General features: G+C 46.3%; 2 protein-coding genes. Both read left to right on the plus strand.

The features are described 5' to 3' along the window. Window positions 1–424 precede the first annotated feature (424 nt). Window positions 425–1,540, plus strand: coding sequence for a pyruvate dehydrogenase (acetyl-transferring) E1 component subunit alpha (gene pdhA / locus C1T29_RS09125; protein WP_020451244.1), 1,116 nt, complete (start codon window positions 425–427; stop codon window positions 1,538–1,540). Between the two features lie 3 nt (window positions 1,541–1,543). Next, on the plus strand, window positions 1,544–2,521 hold the full coding sequence (gene pdhB, locus C1T29_RS09130; RefSeq protein WP_103749026.1) for a pyruvate dehydrogenase complex E1 component subunit beta: 978 nt from the start codon (window positions 1,544–1,546) through the stop codon (window positions 2,519–2,521). Window positions 2,522–2,653: the final 132 nt, after the last annotated feature.

Here is a 2,653-nt window from a genome sequence, read left to right on the forward strand (position 1 = left end):
GCGGGATTTGAGATGAAAGAGGGCTGAATATTCAGCCCTCTTTTTTCGACAAAATCTGTATTGCTATTGTAATACAGAATGCTGTCTATACTAGAACAGTTTGAAACAGTCTGAACAACGCTGAAACAGAAATTCAGTAAAGCGAATACATTTATTTAATTTCAGGAATGAAATCGATTGACGAGTATGATCGACTGGTTTAAACTTAGCCTTGGTGGAACTTGTTGTATTAGTTTGTCATAAACTATAAATGATACAGTTTTAGAACGCGTTGTGCTGTCCTTACATAAAAGTTTCGACAACCATCAAAGCGGCTAATAAGAAATAAATATGAGTTGCGCCCGTCAATTTAGGACACCCTAATTCTGTATGTATAAGGGATACACGTCTATGACTGTCAAAAGAAAGGAAGAGGTGACTTTATATGGCTGCAAAAACGAAAAAAGCAATCGTTGATAGCAAAAAGCAATTCGATGCCATTAAAAAGCAGTTCGAAACGTTTCAAATTTTGAATGAAGAAGGCGAAGTCGTTAATGAAGCGGCAATGCCCGATCTATCTGATGATCAATTAAAAGAATTAATGCGCCGCATGGTGTATACACGCATTTTGGATCAGCGTTCTATTTCTTTGAACAGACAAGGCCGCCTTGGCTTCTACGCGCCGACTGCCGGTCAGGAAGCGTCTCAAATTGCTACGCATTTCGCGCTTGAAAAAGAAGACTTTGTTCTTCCGGGCTACCGTGATGTTCCGCAGCTGATCTGGCACGGACTTCCGCTTTATCAAGCATTCTTGTTCTCTCGCGGACATTTCCGCGGCAACCAAATGCCGGATGATGTCAATGCGCTGTCACCGCAAATTATTATCGGTGCGCAATATATCCAGACGGCTGGCGTTGCACTCGGCTTGAAAAAACGCGGCAAACAGGCTGTGGCGATCACTTATACTGGAGACGGCGGTGCTTCCCAAGGTGACTTCTACGAAGGCATCAACTTTGCCGGTGCGTATAAAGCTCCAGCTATTTTCGTTGTTCAAAACAACCGCTATGCGATTTCTACACCTGTTGAGAAGCAATCAGCAGCTCAAACAATCGCACAAAAAGCTGCGGCTGCAGGTATCGTCGGCGTTCAAGTAGACGGCATGGATGCCCTTGCTGTATACGCTGCGACACGCGAAGCACGCGAGCGCGCTGTAAACGGCGAAGGCCCTACCCTGATCGAAACGCTTTGCTTCCGTTACGGTCCTCATACTATGGCCGGTGACGACCCGACGAAATACCGTACGAAAGAAATCGAGAATGAGTGGGAGCAGAAAGATCCGCTTGTCCGTTTCCGCAAATTCTTGGAAAACAAAGGCCTTTGGTCTGAAGAAGAAGAAAGCAAGGTAATTGAAGAAGCGAAAGAAGAAATCAAGCAGGCGATCAAAAAAGCTGACGAAGAGCCGAAGCAAAAAGTGACCGACCTGATCGACATCATGTATGAAGAGCTTCCTTACAACCTTGCAGAACAAAAGGAAATTTATAAAGAGAAGGAGTCGAAGTAAGCCATGGCGCAAATGACAATGATTCAAGCAATCACTGATGCGTTACTCACAGAACTGAAAAATGACGAAAATGTCTTAGTTTTCGGAGAAGACGTCGGTGTTAACGGCGGCGTGTTCCGTGCGACTGAAGGATTGCAAAAAGAGTTTGGTGAGGATCGCGTATTTGACACTCCTCTTGCTGAATCTGGTATCGGCGGCCTTGCACTCGGCTTAGGCTTACAAGGCTTCCGTCCTGTAATGGAAATTCAATTTTTCGGCTTTGTGTACGAAGTGATGGACTCAGTTTCCGGACAAATGGCACGGATGCGCTACCGTTCCGGCGGCCGCTGGACTTCACCAGTGACAATCCGCTCTCCGTTCGGCGGCGGTGTTCATACGCCTGAACTTCACGCGGACAGCTTGGAAGGACTCGTTGCACAGCAGCCTGGACTTAAAGTCGTCATTCCTTCAACTCCGTACGATGCTAAAGGACTTTTAATCTCCGCGATCCGCGATAACGATCCGGTTGTCTTCCTTGAGCATATGAAACTTTACCGTTCATTCCGTCAGGAAGTTCCTGAAGAGGAATACACAATTGAAATTGGCAAAGCCGATGTGAAACGCGAAGGAACAGACCTTTCCATCATCACATACGGAGCGATGGTTCACGAGTCATTAAAAGCTGCGGAAGAGCTTGAAAAAGAAGGCGTATCTGCTGAGGTTGTCGACCTTCGCACAGTCAGCCCGCTTGACATCGACACGATCATCGCATCTGTGGAAAAAACAGGCCGCGCGATCGTCGTTCAAGAGGCGCAAAAACAGGCTGGAGTGGCTGCAAACGTTGTTGCCGAAATCAACGACCGCGCGATTTTGAGCCTCGAAGCTCCGGTGCTTCGCGTCACTGCTCCTGATACGGTATTCGCATTCTCTCAAGCTGAAAGCGTATGGCTTCCAAACCATAAAGACGTGCTTGAAACTGCGAAAAAAGTATTGGAATTCTAATAAGATCTGAACAATAAGGGAAAAGCTGATACCAGCCTTTTTCCCTTCATGCATTTCCACAGTCAGTCGGAGAAACTGTAGCCGTCTACTGACAGTCAGCCTAAATAAGCAGGCTGACCATTATATCAACTA

The sequence above is a fragment of the Bacillus sp. MBGLi79 genome, assembly GCF_002953915.1.